Annotated in this window: 18 protein-coding genes and 1 tRNA gene; all 19 read right to left on the minus strand. The window is 63.3% G+C overall.

What is annotated here, in order from left to right; all coding sequences use genetic code 11:
• Positions 1-11 precede the first annotated feature (11 nt).
• Positions 12-2111, minus strand: coding sequence for an NADH-quinone oxidoreductase subunit L (gene nuoL, locus AC1DS6_RS15345; RefSeq protein ID WP_477102671.1), 2100 nt, complete (start codon positions 2109-2111; stop codon positions 12-14).
• Positions 2112-2170: 59 nt separating this feature from the next.
• Positions 2171-2476 (minus strand): NADH-quinone oxidoreductase subunit NuoK, encoded by a 306-nt coding sequence (gene nuoK / locus AC1DS6_RS15350; protein WP_006156828.1) that lies wholly within the window; start codon positions 2474-2476, stop codon positions 2171-2173.
• A gap of 16 nt (positions 2477-2492) precedes the next feature.
• Entirely contained in the window at positions 2493-3143 is a 651-nt protein-coding gene (locus AC1DS6_RS15355) for an NADH-quinone oxidoreductase subunit J (protein ID WP_045238145.1), read from the minus strand.
• Between the two features lie 144 nt (positions 3144-3287).
• Entirely contained in the window at positions 3288-3779 is a 492-nt protein-coding gene (nuoI, locus tag AC1DS6_RS15360) for an NADH-quinone oxidoreductase subunit NuoI (protein WP_017224316.1), read from the minus strand.
• Positions 3780-3844: 65 nt separating this feature from the next.
• A complete protein-coding gene (nuoH, locus tag AC1DS6_RS15365) occupies positions 3845-4909 on the minus strand; it encodes an NADH-quinone oxidoreductase subunit NuoH (RefSeq protein ID WP_006156831.1) in 1065 nt (354 codons plus the stop codon).
• Between the two features lie 18 nt (positions 4910-4927).
• The gene (nuoG, locus tag AC1DS6_RS15370) at positions 4928-7303 is read right to left on the minus strand and encodes an NADH-quinone oxidoreductase subunit NuoG (protein ID WP_441630142.1); all 2376 of its coding nucleotides are present in this window, start codon (positions 7301-7303) and stop codon (positions 4928-4930) included.
• Between the two features lie 12 nt (positions 7304-7315).
• Positions 7316-8611, minus strand: coding sequence for an NADH-quinone oxidoreductase subunit NuoF (nuoF, locus tag AC1DS6_RS15375; protein ID WP_441630144.1), 1296 nt, complete (start codon positions 8609-8611; stop codon positions 7316-7318).
• A gap of 1 nt (position 8612) precedes the next feature.
• Positions 8613-9107, minus strand: a complete 495-nt coding sequence (nuoE, locus tag AC1DS6_RS15380; protein ID WP_035868701.1) for an NADH-quinone oxidoreductase subunit NuoE — start codon at positions 9105-9107, stop codon at positions 8613-8615.
• Positions 9108-9307: 200 nt separating this feature from the next.
• Positions 9308-10561 (minus strand): NADH-quinone oxidoreductase subunit D, encoded by a 1254-nt coding sequence (locus AC1DS6_RS15385; protein WP_441630146.1) that lies wholly within the window; start codon positions 10559-10561, stop codon positions 9308-9310.
• Between the two features lie 9 nt (positions 10562-10570).
• Complete coding sequence (locus tag AC1DS6_RS15390) at positions 10571-11170, minus strand: NADH-quinone oxidoreductase subunit C (RefSeq protein WP_045238149.1); 600 nt, start codon at positions 11168-11170, stop codon at positions 10571-10573.
• A gap of 1 nt (position 11171) precedes the next feature.
• Positions 11172-11654: a NuoB/complex I 20 kDa subunit family protein gene (locus AC1DS6_RS15395; protein ID WP_006156837.1), complete on the minus strand. Its 483-nt coding sequence runs from the start codon at positions 11652-11654 to the stop codon at positions 11172-11174.
• 6 nt (positions 11655-11660) lie between these two features.
• A complete protein-coding gene (locus AC1DS6_RS15400) occupies positions 11661-12020 on the minus strand; it encodes an NADH-quinone oxidoreductase subunit A (protein WP_006156838.1) in 360 nt (119 codons plus the stop codon).
• 164 nt (positions 12021-12184) lie between these two features.
• Positions 12185-12269 (minus strand) — tRNA-Leu (locus tag AC1DS6_RS15405).
• A 206-nt stretch (positions 12270-12475) separates the two neighbouring features.
• Complete coding sequence (secG, locus tag AC1DS6_RS15410; RefSeq protein WP_045238150.1) at positions 12476-12853, minus strand: preprotein translocase subunit SecG; 378 nt, start codon at positions 12851-12853, stop codon at positions 12476-12478.
• A 46-nt stretch (positions 12854-12899) separates the two neighbouring features.
• A complete protein-coding gene (gene tpiA, locus AC1DS6_RS15415) occupies positions 12900-13637 on the minus strand; it encodes a triose-phosphate isomerase (RefSeq protein ID WP_441630149.1) in 738 nt (245 codons plus the stop codon).
• Positions 13638-13797: 160 nt separating this feature from the next.
• Complete coding sequence (locus AC1DS6_RS15420) at positions 13798-14802, minus strand: NAD(P)H-quinone oxidoreductase (RefSeq protein WP_441630151.1); 1005 nt, start codon at positions 14800-14802, stop codon at positions 13798-13800.
• A 190-nt stretch (positions 14803-14992) separates the two neighbouring features.
• On the minus strand, positions 14993-17197 hold the full coding sequence (pnp, locus tag AC1DS6_RS15425) for a polyribonucleotide nucleotidyltransferase (protein WP_276285619.1): 2205 nt from the start codon (positions 17195-17197) through the stop codon (positions 14993-14995).
• A 460-nt stretch (positions 17198-17657) separates the two neighbouring features.
• Positions 17658-17930 (minus strand): 30S ribosomal protein S15, encoded by a 273-nt coding sequence (gene rpsO, locus AC1DS6_RS15430; RefSeq protein ID WP_035868720.1) that lies wholly within the window; start codon positions 17928-17930, stop codon positions 17658-17660.
• 202 nt (positions 17931-18132) lie between these two features.
• On the minus strand, positions 18133-19377 hold the full coding sequence (locus AC1DS6_RS15435) for a branched-chain amino acid ABC transporter substrate-binding protein (protein ID WP_441630155.1): 1245 nt from the start codon (positions 19375-19377) through the stop codon (positions 18133-18135).
• Positions 19378-19484 lie beyond the last annotated feature (107 nt).

Raw genomic sequence — 19484 nt, forward strand, 5'->3', positions numbered from 1 at the left:
TCTTGTTTTCCTTACTTGGCGCTCACCGTGGCGAACGAGGTGCCGAACACCGTCATCGTCAGCAGGATCAGCATGCCCAGGATCATGGCGAATGCGTAGTGATAGATGTAGCCGGATTGCAGGTAACGGCTCACCGACGCGAACCAGCCCACCACACGTGCGGCGCCGTTGACCACGAGGCCGTCGATCAGGCCCTGGTCGCCGCCCTTCCACAGGCCGGTGCCAAGCAGACGGGCACCGCGGGCGAACACAGCCTCGTTGATTGCGTCCATGTAGTACTTGTTGTCCATCAGCGTGTACAAGCCCGAGCAGCGCTGCTTGATGGCCGCGGGGATATCCGGGCGCTTCATGTAGAAGAACCAGGACAGCACCACGCCGGCAATCGCCAGCCACAACACCGGCGTAGTCACCGAGTGCAGCGCCATCTCCACCCAGCCGTGGAAGCCTTGGGCCAGCTCTTCCATGGCGTGGTGGTTCTCGCCGACGAAGATCACGTCCTTGAAGGCCACGCCGTGCTTGAAGAAGTCGCCGAACAGCATCGGCTTGATCGTAAGGGCACCGATCACGACCGACGGAATCGCCAGCAGCACCAGGGGCAGCGTGACAACCCACGGCGACTCGTGCGGCTTCTCGCCCGGAGCCAGGCCATGATGATGGTCCGAGGTCGCTTCCTCGTCATCATGATTGCCCGCGTGATGCGCGTGGTGATCTTCCTTGCCGAAGCGTTCTTCCCCGTGGAACACCAGGAAGTACAGGCGGAAGGAATAGAACGCCGTGACGAACACGCTGGACAGCACCGCGAAGTAAGCGAAGCCCGAGCCAGCGATATGCGATTCGGCCACCGCCTCGATAATCGAGTCCTTGGAGTAGAAGCCCGCGAAGAACGGCGTGCCGATCAGCGCCAGCGAACCCACCAGCGACGTGATCCAGGTAATCGGCATGTACTTGCGCAGGCCGCCCATGTTGCGGATGTCCTGGTCATGGTGCAGGCCGATGATGACCGAGCCGGCCGCAAGGAACAGCAGTGCCTTGAAAAACGCGTGGGTCATCAGGTGGAACACGGCCACCGAGTAGGCCGAGGCGCCCAGCGCGACCGTCATGTAGCCGAGCTGCGACAGCGTGGAGTACGCCACCACGCGCTTGATGTCGTTCTGGATCATGCCCAGGAAGCCCATGAACAGCGCGGTAATGGCGCCGATCACCAGCACGAAGGACAGCGCGGTGTCCGACAGCTCGAACAGCGGCGACATGCGCGCGACCATGAAAATGCCGGCCGTCACCATGGTGGCGGCGTGAATCAGCGCGGAGATCGGGGTCGGGCCTTCCATCGAGTCCGGCAGCCACACGTGCAGCGGGAACTGGGCCGACTTGCCCATCGCGCCGATAAACAGGCAGATGCAGGCAACCGTGATCATCATCCAGTCGGTGCCCGGGAAGATCACCGTGGCGAGCTGGTCGCGCGCGGCGAACACTTCGGTGTAGTTCATGCTGCCGCTGTAGGCCAGCAGCAGGCCGATGCCGAGGATAAAGCCGAAGTCACCCACGCGGTTGACCAGGAACGCCTTGAGGTTGGCGAAAATGGCGGTCGGGCGGGTGTACCAGAAGCCGATCAGCAGGTACGACACCAGACCCACGGCTTCCCAGCCGAAGAACAGCTGCAGGAAGTTGTTGCTCATCACCAGCATCAGCATCGAGAAGGTGAACAGCGAGATGTAGGCGAAGAAGCGGTTGTAGCCGGGGTCTTCGCTCATGTAGCCGACGGTGTAGATGTGCACCATCAGCGAGACGAAGGTCACCACCACCATCATCATCGCGGTCAGCGAGTCGACCAGGAAGCCCACTTCCATCTTGAGGCTGCCGATCGTCATCCACTCGTACACGGTGGCATTGAAGCTCGCGCCGTCAAGGACGTCCATCAGCACGATGATCGACAGCAGGCAGGAGATCGCCACACCGAGGATCGTCACGGTGTGGGCCAGCGTGCGGCCGGCGCGCGTCTCCGAGGAGAACGTGCTGAAGAACTTGGTGCCGAACAGGCCGGCGATCGCTGCACCGGCGAGCGGTGCGAGCGGAATCGCCAGTAGCAGGTTGGGGTCGAGCGTGGTTGCCATAGGACGCTTAGTGGTGTGCGGTCGGAGAACGGTCTTGGTTCATAACGTAGAAACTCGGATCAGCCCTTGAGGGTGTCCATGTCGTCCACGTTGATCGTGTCCAGGTTGCGGAACAGCACGACCAGAATTGCAAGGCCGATTGCCGATTCGGCCGCAGCCACCGTGAGGATAAAGAAAACGAAAACCTGTCCTGCCAGGTCGCCCAGATAGTGCGAGAAGGCGACGAAGTTCATATTGACCGCAAGCAGCATCAGTTCGATCGCCATCAACAGCACGATGACGTTCTTGCGGTTCAGGAAAATACCAACGATGCTGATGGCGAACAGGATCGCACCGAGCACGAGGAAATGGGCGAGAGAGAGCACAGCGTTTCTCCGGGCTTTAGTTCTTGTTGGCGGCAGCCGCGGCATCCGGGCTGGCTTGGGTGCCGGCACGGGCTTCGCTGGGCATCGAGACCAGGCGCACGCGGTCCTGGCGGCGGGTACGCAGTTGCTCGCCCACGTCTTGCGACTTGTTGTCCTTGCGGCGGCGCAGCGTCAGCGCAACGGCGGCGATGATCGCCACCAGCAGGATGATGCCGGCCACTTCGAAGGCGTAGATGTAGTCGGTGTAGATCAGCTTGCCGAGCTCGGCGGTGTTGGAGTAGTCCGGGCCGTGCACGACGTTGTTCAGCGGCGTGGTCGTGCCGATGAAGTTGCGCACCAGCACGGTGGCCATCTCGGCGATGATCAGCGCGCCAACCACCGAAGCCATCGGGACATAGGTCCAGAAGTCCCGTCGCAGGTGCTCGATATCGATATCGATCATCATCACCACGAACAGGAACAGCACCATCACCGCGCCCACGTACACCAGCACCAGCAGGATGGCGAGGAATTCGGCCTTCAGCAGCATCCAGATCGCGGCTGCCGTAAAAAACGACAGCACGAGGAACAGTGCGGAGTGCACCGGGTTCTTCGCGGTGATGACTTTCAGTGCGGAGAGCACCAGCACCAGCGCAAAGACATAGAAGATGGTGGTCGTGAGTTCCATGGTCCTCGTCGAGCCTTCTGGCACAAGCCACCCCTGGTGGCCTGCCCTTGCGGCATCCTTTTCGTTGGCCCCACACGGGGCCCGATTCACTATTCGTTGGCAACGTCCGCCAGAATCGGCGGACGCGCCCTGTATCGCGCCGTATTAACGGTACTTGGCGTCCGCGGCCTTCGCCGCGGCAATCTGCGGCTCGTAGCGGTCGCCCACGGCCAGCAGCATGTCCTTGGTGAAGTACAAGTCGCCGCGCTTCTCGCCGTGGTATTCGAGAATATGCGTCTCGACGATGGCGTCGACCGGGCAGGCTTCCTCGCAGAAACCGCAGAAAATGCACTTGGTCAGGTCGATGTCATAGCGCGTGGTGCGGCGCGTACCGTCGACGCGTGCATCGGACTCGATGGTGATGGCCAGTGCCGGGCAAACCGCTTCGCACAGCTTGCAGGCGATGCAGCGCTCTTCGCCGTTCGGGTAGCGGCGCAGCGCGTGCAGACCCCGGAAACGCGGCGACATCGGCGTTTTCTCTTCCGGGAACTGGACTGTGATCTTGCGCGCGAAGAGATAACGCCCGGTCAGGGCCATGCCCTTGAAGAGTTCCTTCAGGAGCAGGCTGTTGAAGAAGTCCTTGATGGCGAGCAGCATGACGATTGCTTCCTAATGATTCCACGGGGCGCCGCCAAATGCGGCTGCGCCCCTGCTTTGGCCGTTCAATGCCAGATATTCCAGGGCGACCGGATCCAGATCGCCACGATGACCAGCCAGCCCACCGTCAGCGGGATGAAGATCTTCCAGCCCAGGCGCATGATCTGGTCATAGCGGTAACGCGGGAACGAAGCGCGGATCCAGATAAACACCGACAGCAGCAAAAATACTTTGATCAGCAGCCAGAAGAAACCCGGCACCGCGTTCGTGATGAAGCTCTCGAACGGGGGCGCCCAGCCGCCCAGGAACATCAGCGCGGTCATCGTGGAGATGACGATCATGTTGATGTACTCGGCCAGGAAGAACAGCGCGAAGCCCATGCCCGAGTATTCGATCATGTGGCCGGCCACGATTTCCGATTCGCCTTCGACCACGTCAAACGGGTGGCGGTTGGTTTCGGCCACGCCGGAGATGAAGTACACGCCGAACATGGGCAGCAGCGGCAGCCAGTTCCACGACAGTACGTTGATCCCCATGTTGGCGAAGTAGCCGGTGTTCTGCGAGTTGACGATGGCCGACAGGTTCAGGCTGCCCGACACCATCAGCACAGTCACCAGGGCAAAGCCCATGGCGATTTCATACGACACCATCTGCGCCGCGGCGCGCATGGCGCCGATGAAGGCGTACTTGGAGTTGGAGGCCCAGCCTGCCAGGATCACGCCGTACACGCCAACCGAGCTGATCGCCATCACGTACAGCAGGCCGGCGTTGACGTTGGCCATCACCACCTCGGCCTGGAACGGAATCACCGCCCAGATCGCCACGGCGGGCATCAGCACCATCAGCGGGGCAACCAGGTACATGCCCCGGCTGACCTGCGTGGGCATCATCACTTCCTTGAGCAGCAGCTTGAGCACGTCGGCGATCGGCTGCAGCAGGCCCAGCGGGCCGACCCGGTTCGGGCCGATACGCACGTGCATCCAGCCGATCAGCTTGCGCTCCCAGAGGATCAGGTAGGCCACGCACAACAGCAGCGGCACCACAATGACCACGGCGCGAATCAGGATCCACAGCGGCGTCCAGGCGCCGCCGAAGAGATTCTGTCCTTGCGAGGTAATCCAGTCGATCATGTTTCTTTCTCGCTCTTCTTATGCCGTGGCCGCCGGCTCGGCCGCGCCCTTCGCGGCGGCGGCCAGGTCGATGGCTTTCTCTACGGTGACGGTACCGAACATGGCGCCCAGGCTGGTCGCGGCAACGGTGCCGGCGGACACGCGCACGGTGCCGGCAGGCAACGCGGCTTCCAGGGCGGCCGGCAGCACCACGCTGCCCTGCCCTTGCGTCACGCGCACCGGGTCGCCCGCCTGCACGCCCAGCGAGGCGAACAAGTCGGCCGACAGGCCGGCTTGCATGGCGCGGCGCGCGGCTGCGGTCAGTTGCAGCGAATCGGCACGGCGCACGATCGGGTCCGCGTGGTAGATCGGCACATCGGCGATGCGCTCGATGCCGCCCGCGGCGGCGCTCACGCGGATGGCCGCGTCGGTGCCGTTGTTCAGTTGCGGAGCGACCGGCTTGGCCAGCACTTCGTCGCGCACGCTTTCGGCAGTCTCGTAGTCGAAACCAGGCGCGTCGAGCAGGTTGCCCAGCACGCGCAGCACCTTCCAGGCCGGACGCGAATCGCCCAGCGCACGGACGACACCGTTGAAGCTTTGCGGCAGGCCTTCGCAGTTCACGAACGTACCCGCGGTTTCGGTGAACGGGGTCACCGGCAGGATCACGTCAGCATATTGCAGCGCGGCTTCCGAGCGGAACGGCGACAGCACCACCACGGTACCGGCCTGGGCCAGCGCGGCCAGGGCCTGACGCGGGTTGGCAGCGTCGAACTCGGGTTCCGTGTTCAGCAGCACGTAGGCGCGGCGCGGCGTGTCGAACATGGCCTGCGCGTTGGCGCCGCCCTTCTGCGGCAGCGCACCTGCGATATGGCCGCCGACCGTGTTCGCGGCTTCGGTCAGGAAGCCCAGCGTGGCGCCGGTTTCGGTGGCGATCCACTGTGCCAGCGCGTGCAGCGCGGCGAATTGCGGGTGACGCACGGCCTCGTTGCCGAGGAACACGGCGCGGCGCTCGCCCGACAGCAGCGCATCGGCTACCAGCCTGGACTTGTCGTCGCCGTCGAAACCATCGGTGCCCGCCGGAGCGGCCACGCCCTTGGCGGCGGCGACGGCACGGGCCACGCCGGCCAGGGCTGCGGTCCAGCCGGACGGTGCAGCGTCGATGCGTGCGGCCAGCGGCATCAGCAGGTCATCGGCGCTGGCGCCGAGCACTGCCACGCGGGCGCCCTTCTTGCCGGCCTGGCGCAGACGCGCGGCCAGCAGCGGGTGATCCTTGCGCAGAGATGAACCGATCACCAGTACGCGCTGCAGCGCGGAGACGTCGGCAATCGGCAGGCCCAGCCACGGCGCGCCCTTGATGGCGGCCGAGAAGTCGGTCTGGCGCTGGCGGAAGTCAACGTTGTCGCTGCCCAGTCCACGCACCAGCTTACCCAGCAGGTGGAGTTCTTCCAGCGTGCTGTGCGGGCTGGCCAGCGCGGCGATCTGGTCGGCGCCATGGTCGCGCTTGATGCTGGCGAGGCCATTGGCCACGTATTCCAGCGCGGTCTGCCAGTCCGTTTCCATCCACTCGCCACCTTGCTTGAGCAGGGGCTTGGTGAGACGGTCGGCGCTGTTCAGGCCTTCGTACGAGAAGCGGTCCTTGTCGGACAGCCAGCATTCGTTGACGGCTTCGTTGTCCAGCGGCAGCACGCGCATTACGCGCTGGTTCTTGGTCTGTACCACCAGGTTCGCGCCCAGGCCATCGTGCGGCGACACCGACTTGCGGCGAGCCAGTTCCCAGGTACGGGCCGAGTAGCGGAACGGCTTGCTGGTCAGCGCGCCGACCGGGCACAGGTCGATCATGTTGCCGGACAGTTCCGAATCCACGGTCTGGCCGACGAAGGTCGTGATCTCGGAGTGCTCGCCGCGGCCCAGCATGCCCAGCTCCATCACGCCGGCCACTTCCTGGCCAAAGCGCACGCAGCGGGTGCAGTGGATGCAGCGGCTCATCTCTTCCATGGAGATCAGCGGGCCAACGTTCTTGTGGAAGACGACGCGCTTTTCTTCCTTGTAGCGCGATTCCGATGCGCCGTAGCCCACGGCCAGATCCTGCAGCTGGCACTCGCCGCCCTGATCGCAGATCGGGCAATCCAGCGGGTGGTTGATCAGCAGGAATTCCATCACCGACTTCTGCGCCTTGACCGCCTTCTCCGAATTGGTGAAGACCTTCATGCCAGGGGTAACGGGCGTGGCGCAGGCCGGCAGCGCCTTGGGCGCTTTCTCAACCTCAACCAGGCACATGCGGCAGTTAGCCGCGATGGACAATTTACGGTGGTAGCAGAAGTGCGGGATGTAGGTGCCCAGCTGGCGGGCGGCTTCCATCACCAGGCTGCCTTCAGCAACCTCAACCTTCTTGCCGTCGATCTCGAGTTCAACCATGTTCTGCCACGCTTAAGAGTAGGCCGGAACCATGCACTGCTTGTGTTCGACGTGATATTCGAACTCTTTCCAGTAGTGCTTGAGCATGCCGCGGACCGGCATCGCTGCCGCATCACCGAGCGCGCAGATGGTGCGGCCCATGATGTTTTCAGCGACGTTATTGAGCAGGTCCAGGTCTTCCTGGCGCCCTTCTCCGTGTTCGATACGATTCACCATGCGGTAGAGCCAGCCGGTGCCTTCACGGCACGGCGTGCACTGGCCGCACGATTCTTCAAAGTAGAAATACGACAGACGCAGCAGCGAGCGAACCATGCAGCGCGTCTCGTCCATCACGATCACCGCGCCCGAGCCCAGCATCGAGCCGGCCTTGGCGATCGAGTCGTAATCCATGTCGGACGCCATCATCATGTCGCCCGGCACCACCGGGGCGGACGAGCCACCCGGGATCACTGCCTTGATGCGCTTGCCGCCGCGCATGCCGCCAGCGAGTTCCAGCAGGGTCGCGAACGGCGTGCCCAGCGGGATCTCGTAGTTGCCGGGACGCTCGATGTCGCCGGAAATCGAGAAGATCTTGGAGCCGCCGTTGTTCGGCTTGCCCATCTTCAGGTAGTTTTCCGGCCCGATCGACAGCAGGAACGGCACCGCGGCGAACGTCTCGGTGTTGTTGATGGTGGTCGGCTTGCCGTACAGGCCAAAACTGGCCGGGAAAGGCGGCTTGAAGCGCGGCTGGCCTTTCTTGCCTTCCAGCGATTCGAGCAGCGCGGTTTCCTCGCCACAGATGTAGGCGCCGTAGCCGTGGTGGGCGTGCAACTGGAAGTTGAAGCCCGAATCCAGGATGTTGTCACCCAGGAAGCCAGCCGCGCGCGCCTCTTCGAGCGCCTGCTCGAAGATCTTGTATTCGTTCCAGATCTCGCCGTGGATGTAGTTGTAGCCCACGGTGATGCCCATCGCGTACGCACCGATGGCCATGCCTTCGATCAGCGCATGCGGGTTGTAGCGGATGATGTCGCGGTCCTTGAAGGTACCTGGCTCGCCCTCGTCGGTGTTGCAGACCAGGTATTTCTGGCCGGGGAACTGACGCGGCATGAAGCTCCACTTCAGGCCGGTGGGGAAGCCTGCGCCGCCACGGCCGCGCAGGCCCGAGGCCTTGACGTCCGCGATCACCTGCTCGGGCGTGATCTTCTCGGTCAGGATGCGCTTGAGCTGCTGATAGCCGCCGCGCTTGACGTAGTCTTCGAAGTGCCAGTTGCTGCCATCGAGGCCGGCCAGGATCAGCGGCTTGATGTGGCGGTCGTGCAGAGAGGTCATGTTACTTGTCCCCCTTGGCGGTGCCCTTGAGCTCGTCCACCAGCGCGTCCAGCTTGGCGTCGCTCATGTGGCTGCACATGCGGGTATTGTTGACGATCATCACCGGTGCGTCGCCGCAGGCGCCCATGCACTCGCCTTCCTTCAGGGTGAAGGTGCCGCACGGGGTGGTTTCGTTATAGCCGATACCCAGCTTTTGCTTGAGGTAGTCGCCGGCCCGTTCGCCGCCGGAGAGTGCGCACGGCAGGTTGGTGCAGACGGTCAGCTTGTACTTGCCGACCGGCTTGGTGTCGTACATGTTGTAGAAGGTTGCGACCTCCTCGACCCATACCGGCGGCATGTCGAGGTAGCTGGCAACGAACTGCATGACTTCCGGGGAGACCCAGCCCACTTCGCCCTGCGCCACGGCCAACGCCGCCATCACGGCCGACTGCTTCTGGTCAGCCGGATACTTGGCGATCGCGCGATCGATTTCCTTGAGAGCTTCTGCTGATAGCATGGTCGTTGCTGTAATACGCCGAGTCATTTGCGGAACTGCGCCGCCACATGGCACGCATCCGCAGGTTTGCAGCCGTCGCTGCCGTTGCGGCCCGCATGTCGCAGCATGCTGGGCCCACCGCGGGTTTCCCGTGGCCGGACACCGTGATTCGGGTCCTTGCCAGGGGCGCCCGGATCGTCGTCCGGGGCCGGCGGTACCAATTAGCGGTCGATCTCGCCGAAGACGATGTCCTGGGTACCGATGATCGTTACCGCGTCCGCAATCATGTGGCCCTTGGCCATTTCATCCAGGGCGGCAAGATGGGCAAAGCCCGGTGCCCTGATCTTCAGGCGGTACGGCTTGTTCGCGCCGTCGGAGATCGCATAGATGCCGAACTCGCCCTTGGGATGCTCCACCGCCGCGTAGGTCTCGCCTTCCGGCACGTGAATGCCTTCGGTAAAGAGCTTGAAGTGGTGGATCAGCTCTTCCATGTTGGACTTCATGTCCACGCGCGAAGGCGGCGCCACCTTGTGGTTGTCGGTCATCACCGGGCCGGGGTTGCGGCGCAGCCAGTCGATGCACTGCTTGATGATGCCGTTGGACTGCCGCATCTCTTCGATACGCACCAGGTAGCGCGAGTAGCAATCGCCGCCCACGCCCACCGGGACCTGGAAGTCCATGCGGTCATACACTTCGTAGGGCTGCTTCTTGCGCAGGTCCCACTCGATGCCGGAGCCGCGCAGCATCGGGCCGGTAAAGCCCATTTGCAGCGCGCGTTCCGGGCTCACCACGCCGATGCCGACCAGGCGCTGTTTCCAGATCCGGTTGTCCGTCAGCAGCGTTTCGTATTCGTCGACGTACTTCGGGAAACGGTTGGTGAAGTCCTCGATGAAGTCCAGCAGCGAACCCGAACGCGCCTCGTTCATGGCCTTGATGGCGCGTTCGTTGTGGATCTTCGATGCCTTGTATTGCGGCATTGTGTCCGGCAGGTCGCGGTACACGCCGCCCGGACGGTAGTAGGCCGCGTGCATGCGCGCGCCCGATACCGCCTCGTACATGTCGAACATGTCCTCGCGTTCGCGGAAGGCGTACAGGAACACCGCCATCGCGCCCACGTCGAGCGCGTGCGAGCCGATCCACATCAGGTGGTTCAGCAGACGCGTGATCTCGTCGAACATCACGCGGATGTATTGCGCGCGGACCGGCACGTCGAGACCCAGCATCTTCTCGATGGCCATCACGTAGGCATGCTCGTTGACCATCATCGACACGTAGTCGAGGCGGTCCATGTACGGCACGCTCTGGATCCAGGTCTTTTGCTCGGCCAGCTTTTCGGTGGCACGGTGCAACAGGCCGATATGGGGGTCGGCGCGCTGGATCACTTCGCCGTCAAGCTCCAGCACAAGGCGCAGCACGCCGTGTGCCGCAGGATGCTGCGGGCCGAAGTTCAGGGTGTAGTTCTTGATATCTGCCATTGCGCGTTCTCAGTGCTGCAAGCCGCCGTAATTCTCTTCGCGGATGACGCGCGGCGTTACCTCGCGCGGCTCGATCGTGACGGGCTGGTAGATCACCCGCTTCTGTTCGGGGTCGTAGCGCATCTCGACATAGCCCGATACCGGGAAGTCCTTGCGGAACGGATGGCCGACGAAACCGTAGTCGGTCAACAGGCGGCGCAGGTCGTTATGGCCCTCGAACACGATGCCATAGAAGTCGAACGCTTCGCGCTCGAACCAGTTGGCCGAGTTCCAGACGTCATTCAGCGACGGCACCACGGGCACGTCGTCATCCGGCGCGAACACACGTACGCGCAGACGCCAGTTGTGCGTCACCGACAGCAGGTGCGTCACGGCGGCGAAACGGGGACCATCCCAGGCGCCGTCGCCATAGGAGGAATAATCGACGCCGCAAACGTCGATCAGCTGCTCGAAGCGCAGCGACGGATCGTCGCGCAGCATCAGCGCGGTTTCGACGGAGTCTTCGGCCTTGACGATAAGGGTAATCTCGCCTACCGCCTCCACCAGTTTCTGGATACGCTTGCCCAGTACCTTTTCGAGCGCGGCCTTCAGAGTATCGAGGTTCGACATGTCAGCCCTTGCGCGCGATGGTGTTGGTGCGACGGATCTTGTTCTGCAGCTGGATGATGCCGTAGATCAGCGCTTCCGCCGTGGGGGGGCAGCCAGGCACATAGATATCCACCGGCACGATCCGGTCGCAACCACGCACCACTGAATACGAGTAGTGATAGTAACCGCCGCCATTCGCGCACGAACCCATCGAGATCACCCAGCGTGGCTCGGCCATCTGGTCGTAGACCTTGCGCAGCGCGGGGGCCATCTTGTTGCACAGCGTGCCGGCCACGATCATCACGTCCGACTGGCGCGGCGACGGGCGGAAAATCACGCCGAAGCGGTCCATGTCGTAGCGCGCGGCGCCAGCATGCATCATTTCCACAGCGCAGCACGCCAGGCCAAAGGTCATCGGCCAGAGCGACCCGGTGCGGGTCCAGTTGATCAGCTTGTCAGCGGTAGTCGTGACGAAGCCTTCATTGAGAACGCCTTCGATTGCCATATCACATCACTCCCAATCGAGCGCGCCCTTTTTCCAGATGTAGACGAAGCCCACGATGAATTCCAGCAGAAACACGCCCATGGCGAAGAAACCCGGCCAGCCGATATCCCGCAGGGCTACACCCCAGGGAAACAGGAAGGCGGTTTCGAGATCGAACAGGATAAAAAGAATAGCGATGAGGTAGTAGCGCACGTCGAACTTCATGCGCGCGTCCTCGAACGCTTCGAAGCCGCACTCGTACGGAGAGAGCTTCGCGGGATCAGGTTTGTTGGGACCGAGAATTCGGCCAATCGACATCAGTGCAATGCCGAGCACGACACCGAAGATGATGAAGATGAGGACGGGGAAGTAGGCTTCGAGATTCAAGGTACGGCCAGCCTTATCTGGAATGTTGTCAACAGCACCAGCGGTAAGCGGCGTCCTGTTGCCCACCCCAAGCGCCATTCCGTAGAAATTACGACGCCGCCTTGCGGACTGGCCGGGCTGCCCATCCGGGATACACTCCGGACGGACAACCCGATCAAGTTGTTTGGTGCCGACGGCGAGACTCGAACTCGCACAGCTTTCGCCACTACCCCCTCAAGATAGCGTGTCTACCAATTTCACCACGTCGGCTGGGGGAGAAACAATATTGCCTCGCGCCGGGCTTTTCAGGGCCCAGGGTTTTTACACCCTTCGGAACTCTGGCTGGGACTGCTTTGTCCTGGCTGGAGCCCCGTCGCTGGGGGATCGTTTCAAGCCTTGTATTCTAACCTAGAATTCCTGATTTGTTCAATGCACAACTGCAAAAATCTTCAAGAATCAGACACAAGGCAGGTTGATTATTTCGGTACTGCGGGCGCGGACGAATTCGAGGCCGCGGCACCCGATGCGGCAGCCGCGGCTGCAGGCGCCGAAGCCCCCGCCACTGCCGGTGCCACCTGCGGCGCGGAGCCCATCACACCCAGCGATGCCGCCGGCCGATAGTTGCCCAGCAGCGTCAGGCTCAGCGTGCAGATGAAGAACAGCGTCGCCAGCACGGCGGTGGTACGCGACAGGAAGTTGGCCGAGCCGGTGGCGCCGAACAGGCTGCCCGAGGCCCCCGAGCCGAACGCCGCACCGACATCGGCGCCCTTGCCATGCTGCAGCAGCACCAGGCCAATCACGCCAAGCGCGGATAGTACCTGCGCCACTACCAACAAAGTTTTGAAAATTGCCATTTGGTTCGATTCGCTTGCCTGATCAGACCCTATGAGCGGCCGGCATTCAGGCGTTGCCGATCGCGAGGAAATCGTCCGACTTCAGCGAGGCGCCTCCGATCAGCCCCCCGTCGATGTCGGGCATGGAAAATAGTTCTGCCGCGTTGTCCGGCTTGACGCTGCCGCCGTACAGCATGGCCATGCGAGCCGCAACCCCTGCATCGCGCGCTGCCACCTGGCCGCGCAAGAAGGCATGCACGGCCTGGGCCTGCTCGCTGCTTGCGGTCTTGCCGGTGCCGATTGCCCACACCGGCTCATATGCCAGCACGATACGCCCAAGCTGCTCCAGCGACAGCGCTTCGAGCACGGCGCCAAGCTGACGGCCAACCACCGCCTCGGTCTCGCCGGCCTCGCGCTGCGCCAGGGTCTCGCCCACGCACACCACCGGCACGATGCCGAATTCGAGTGCGCGCAGCGCCTTGGCCGCCACCGTGGCATCGTTCTCGCCATGGTAGCTGCGGCGCTCCGAATGCCCCACGAGGGCGTACGAAACACCGAACTCGGCCAGCATGGATGCCGCCACTTCGCCCGTGAAGGCACCGCGCGCCTCGGCGGATACGTCTTGAGCGCCCCAGGCCACATTGGAGCCGACCAGCAACGACTGGCACTGTGCCAGGTAAGGGAACGGCGCACACACCGCAAGGCGGGCACGTGCCGGTACAGCCTTGATACCTTCCAGCAGGGCCGCGTTGGCGGCCAGGCTGCCGTGCATCTTCCAGTTGCCGATGACGAGCTTTTGTCTCACAGGGCGCCCCTCTCAATCAAACCGGCTATTGTAGCGCGGGCCAGGGCCCTACGCCACCGAAGGGGCCCGAAATCGGCCAGGAGGCTCCCGCGCCCAGGCGATCCCGGGGCCCGCCCTACCCTGCCATCCCGCCGGGGCGCGCAGCCCCAGCTCCGCCCGCTTACCAGGTCAGGACGATCTTGCCGATGTGCTCGCTCGATTCCATCAGGCGATGCGCGTCCGCCGCCTGGGCGGCCGGGAAGGTCTGGTGGATCACCGGCTTGATCTTGCCCGCGGCCAGCAGCGGCCAGACGTGCTGGTGCAGTGCTTGCGCTATCTCACCCTTGAACGAAACCGGGCGCGGACGCAGCGTCGAACCGGTAACGGTGATGCGTCGGCGCAGGATGTCGCCCAGCGGGATCTCCGCCTTTGCGCCGCCCAGCAGCGCAATGATCACGATGCGGCCGTCGTCGGCCACGCAGGAAAGCTCGCGCGCCAGGTAGGGGCCGGCCACCATGTCGAGGATGACGTCCGCGCCGCGGCCACCGGTCAAGGCCTTGACCTCGGCGACGAAGTCTTCGGTCTTGTAGTTGATGGCGCGGTCGGCGCCCAGTTCCTCGCAGGCACGGCACTTGTCTGCGCTGCCAGCCGTCACGAAGACCTTGTGGCCCAGTGCCTTGGCAATCTGGATGGCGGTCGTGCCGATGCCGCTGGAGCCACCCTGGATCAGCAGGGTCTCATCCTTGCCCAGCGGGCCGCGGCCCAGGTAGCCGCGATCGAACACATTGCTCCATACGGTGAAGAAGGTCTCGGGCAATGCCGCCGCCTCGATATCCGACAGGCCGGCCGGCACCGGCAGGCATTGCGCCGCGGGGGCCACGCACAGCTCCGCGTAGCCACCGCCCTGCACCAGCGCGCAGACGCGATCGCCCAGCTTCAGGCCGAAGCGGTTGTCGGTGTGCGACAGGTCGCCGCCGGCAACCACCCCCGCCACTTCCAGGCCCGGCAGGTCGGACGCGCCGGGCGGCACAGGATAGTTGCCGGTGCGCTGGAATACGTCGGGGCGGTTGATGCCGGCCGCGCTCACGCGGATCAGGATCTCTCCCGCCTTGGGCACGGGATCGGGACGTTGCGCCAGTTGCAGGACTTCGGGGGCGCCGTATTCGCGGATTTCGATGGCTTGCATTGCTGCTCCTTGCTTTTCGCATGCGGCGGGCTCTCGCACGCATGACGGGGGATCGATCTGCTCTGCCGCCGCGCAGCACTACAAACGGGCCGAGCGGGCCGCCGGTGGCGGACGGGACTGGCGGCAGTGTAAACAAAAAAACGGCTGGACATCGCCAGCCGCTTTCTCTGCTACGGATACTACGAAACGCTTACTGCTGTTGCTGATCCGCCGAAGGCGTCGTCGGCGCAGCCGGCGCAGCCGGTGCGGCCGGAGCAGCAGGTGCTTCGCTGGTGTTGGCGATCGGGCTGATGCTGCCACCCTCTTCGGCCAGCGCAGCCTTCAGGGACAGGCGCAGGCGGCCCTTTTCGTCGGCCTGGATCAGCTTCACGCGAACGTGCTGGCCTTCCTTGAGCCAATCCTTGATGTCCTTGACGCGCTCGTTGACGATCTCGGAGATGTGCAGCAGGCCGTCCTTGCCTGGCAGGATGTTGACGATGGCGCCAAAGTCCAGCAGCTTCAGCACGGTGCCGGCGTAGATCTTGCCCACTTCGGCTTCCGCGGTGATGCCTTCGATGCGGCGCTTGGCTTCGGCCATGCCATCGGTCGAGGTCGAGGCGATGGTGATGGTGCCGTCTTCCTGGATGTCGATGGTGGTGCCGGTTTCCTTGGTCAGCGCCTGGATGGTCGAGCCGCCCTTGCCGATCACTTCGCGGATCTTGTCCGGATGGATCTTCATGGTGATCATGCGCGGTGCGTGCTCCGACAGCTCGGTGCGCGCATGGCCCATCGCATCCTGCATCTTGCCCAGGATATGCAGGCGGCCTTCCTTGGCTTGCGCCAGCGCGACCTGCATGATTTCCTTGGTGATGCCCTGGACCTTGATGTCCATCTGCAGCGCCGTGATGCCGTTGTCGGTACCCGCGACCTTGAAGTCCATGTCGCCGAGGTGGTCCTCGTCACCGAGGATGTCGGTCAGCACGGCGAACTTGTTGCCTTCCAGGATCAGGCCCATGGCCACGCCGGCCACGTGCGCCTTGATCGGAACGCCGGCGTCCATCAGTGCCAGGCAGCCGCCGCACACCGATGCCATCGACGACGAGCCGTTGGATTCGGTGATTTCCGACACCAGGCGAATGGTGTAGGCAAATTCGTCATCCTTCGGCAGGACCGGGATCAGCGCGCGCTTGGCGAGGCGGCCGTGACCGATTTCGCGGCGCTTGGGGCTGCCCACGCGACCGGTTTCGCCGGTGGCGAACGGAGGCATGTTGTAGTGGAGCATGAAGCGGTCGCGGTATTCGCCGGCGAGCGCGTCGATGATCTGCTCATCGCCCTTGGTGCCCAGCGTGGCAACCACCAGCGCCTGGGTTTCACCACGGGTGAAGATGGCCGAGCCGTGGGCGCGCGGCAGCACCGACGAACGGATCTCGATCGGGCGCACGGTGCGGGTATCGCGGCCATCGATGCGCGGCTCGCCCGACAGCACCTGGCTGCGCACGATCTTGGCTTCGATGTCGAACAGCACGTTGCCCACTTCGACCTTGTCGGCTTCCACGCCGGCTTCGGCCAGCTTGGCCGTCACGGAGGCGTAGACTTCCTTGAGCTTCTGGCTGCGCGCCGACTTCTGGCGCAGCTGGTAGGCGTCCTGCAGCAGCGGCAGGGCGATCTCGCCAACCTTGGCGATCAGCGCTTCGTTCTTCGGTGCGGCGGTCCAGTCCCACTCCGGCTTGCCGCCGTCGCGCACCAGCTCATGGATGGCGTTGATGGCGGTCTGCATTTGCTCGTGGCCATAGACCACGGCGCCCAGCATCACTTCTTCCGACAGCTGGCGGGCTTCCGACTCCACCATCAGCACGGCGCGCTCGGTACCGGCAACCACGAGGTCCAGTTCCGATGCGGCGATCTGCGAGCGGGTCGGGTTCAGCAGGTACTGGCCGTCCTTGTAGCCAACGCGCGCTGCGCCGACCGGGCCGCTGAACGGAATGCCCGACACTGCCAGGGCAGCCGACGCGCCGATCAGGGCGGGGATATCCGCCGGCACTTCCGGGTTCAACGACAGCACGTGGATGACCACTTGCACTTCGTTATAGAAACCTTCCGGGAACAGCGGGCGCAGCGGACGGTCGATCAGGCGCGAGGTCAGCGTCTCGTTTTCCGACGGACGGCCTTCACGCTTGAAGAAGCCACCGGGGATCTTGCCGGCGGCGTAGGTCTTTTCGATGTAGTCGACGGTCAGCGGGAAGAAGTCCTGGCCGGCCTTGGGCGACTTGGCAGCGACAACGGTGGCGAGCACCACGGTGTCTTCAATGTCGACGATCACGGCACCGCCAGCCTGGCGGGCAATCTCGCCAGTTTCCAGGCGCACCTTGTGCTGGCCCCACTGGAATTCCTTGACGATCTTATTGAACATGGTCATGAGCGTTCCTTTAATTCGCGCTTGCACGCTTGTGCAACGCCCGCGTTAGCAGCCGCGGGCGAACTGCCGGATCATCGTCGGTCGCAGTTGCAGGGAAGTGCTATGCCATTCCAGTGCGGCACCTGCTCAGTTGGTGCTCAGGTGGATACCGCCCTGGAATGACACAAAACCCCGTTTCCTTGCCCGACTCCGGTATTTGAATGACTGCAGACGAATCACTGCAGAAAAAGCTAAAGAACGAAGTAACTTACTCCGTTGCACGTCTTGGCGCAACGGGCGCCAGCCCGGGGGGCATGGCGCCATCAAGTGAAATAAAAATCACTTTAAGCGATTCAAGGCATCGACCTTCCGGCCGCAAAAACAAAATGCCTGCATCAGCGGGGCTGACGCAGGCATTCGTGGCTCACGCGAAGGCGTGCAGTGCATCCATTCGTGCTGCCATCCGGACGATCCTGACTGCTTACTTACGCAGGCCGAGCTTCTCGATCAGCGAACGATAACGGTCGGCATCGTTGGCCTTGAGGTAGTCCAGCAGGCGACGACGACGGCTCACCATGCGCAGCAGACCGCGGCGGCTGTGGTGATCCTTCATGTTGGCCTTGAAGTGGGGGGTCAGTTCGTTGATGCGGTTGGTCAGCAGGGCAACCTGGACTTCCGGGCTACCGGTGTCGTTGGCGGCGCGTGCGAACTGCTTGATGACTTCGGTCTTGCTGTTGATTTCGGCTACTGCCATGGTGATTTCCTTTTCACTTGCGAACGCTACAGCGCGGAATGTGCCGTATGCGTCGTGCCTTTGATGTTGCTGTCAGGCAATTTCCGTCCTGGCCGGACCGATTGAGCAACCGGTTGGCCGTGACAGCCGGCGATTATAGCGGAAATTGGGATGGGGATGGAATTTGCCCGGTTGCGGGCTGGTTGCCCCCGCCGAATCCCCGCTAAAACCTCTCCATCTTGCAACTGGTGGACAGTGTAGTCTGGGCGGACTTCAGCTTCCTGACAGTCCGGAACCCATACCCCGATCCTTCGTTATCGAACCGCACATCCCCGCCCTGCCGCTCCATCACGGAAACATAAAGCGGCTGCAGCACCTGATGGTCATCGGCCCGGATAGTCGCCTCATGAAAATCGTTGACATAGCGCATACCCTCGAGCGCCCGCGCCACCTTGACGGCATCCGTCGACCCTGCCTTCTCGATCGCCCGGGCCAGCATCTCCACCATCATCTGCATGCGCAGGTGCACGTAGTCGTCCTTGGGCTCCGGGTAGCGCGCCCGGAACGCCTGGTAGAACGCATCCGAAGCCGCGCCGCCCACGTTCGGATGCCACTCGGCCACCGCCAGCACCCGCCCGACCCCGGCATCGCCCATGGCCGCCGGCGCGCCCAGGCCGTTGCCATAGAACGTGTAGAACTTGGCTTTCAGTCCGCCTTCGCGCGCTGCCTTGACCATCAGCGTGAGATCGTTGCCCCAGTTGCCCGTAATCACGGCGTCCGCGCCACTGGCCTTGATCTTGGCGATATATGGGGCGAAATCCTTGATTTTGCCGATCGGATGAAACTCATCGCCCACGATGTGCAGCTCAGGGCGTTTGGCGGCCAGCATCTCGCGTGCCGAACGAGCCACCTGATGGCCAAAACTGTAATCCTGGTCGATCAGGTACACGCGCCGCACGCTGGTATCGGCGCGGATGACCTCGGTCAGCGCCTGCATGCGCATGTCTGCACTCGCATCGAAGCGGAAATGCCAGAAACTGCAGCTTTCGTTGGTCAGCGCGGGATCGACCGCGGAATAGTTGAGAAAGAGCACGCGCGCCTCGGGCTGGCGCGCGTTGTGCCGATTGATGGCGCCCACCAGCGCGCCAGCCACCGCCGAACTATTGCCTTGCAGGACAAAGGGGATATTCCTGTCCACCAGGCCGCGCAACTGGATCAGGCTCTCGTCGACATTGCCCTTGCTATCGAAGGTAACGAGTTCAAAGGGACGCGGGCCCTCGGCAGTCTTGACGCCGCCACGCGCGTTGACGCGATCGATGGCAATCCGCAGGTTGCGCACAACGGCATCGCCCGCGTTGGCAAAGGGACCGGACAACCCCTCGATCATGCCGAGACGGATCGGCTCCTGCGCGCCGGCCCCTGCCGCTACCGCGAGCAAGCAAGCTGCCAGCCATCGTTTACACCACATCGAGAGACCTCCCGCTAAAGCGCTGCATGGTAAGCCAGGGAGCAGGCAGAGGCAAATGGGCGCACCTTCGCGGCAAAACGCGGAATTGAGCGAGAATAGCCCAAGCG

The sequence above is a fragment of the Cupriavidus sp. 05L310 genome (assembly GCF_056398185.1).